General features: G+C 71.1%; 1 pseudogene. It reads left to right on the plus strand.

Going from position 1 to position 266, the window contains the following annotated elements:
- Nucleotides 1-266: pseudogene (locus tag QP415_RS11960) on the plus strand (Fpg/Nei family DNA glycosylase); the annotation flags it as partial.

The following is a 266-nucleotide window of genomic DNA, read 5'->3' on the forward strand; positions in this document are numbered from 1 at the left end:
GGGGCGCTTCGCGTCCTCCGCAGCCCTCCTCGACGGGTGGGTCATGCAGCGGGTGCGCGTGCACGGCAAACACATGTTCATCGGTTTCGTCCCGCCCATCGACGGTGAGACGTATGAGGCCGGGGTGGCCCTCCTGGAGGGCGCCGCGGCCGGCAGCGGGGAGCCGATCCTCGGCGAGGACGCTCCCTGGCCGGACCGGTGGGTGCACATCCACCTGGGCCTGTACGGCTGGTGGCGCTTCAACGGTGACGAGACCGTCGTCGACG

Origin of the sequence: Pauljensenia sp. UMB3104, from assembly GCF_030217285.1 — a bacterium.
Lineage (GTDB): Bacteria > Actinomycetota > Actinomycetes > Actinomycetales > Actinomycetaceae > Pauljensenia.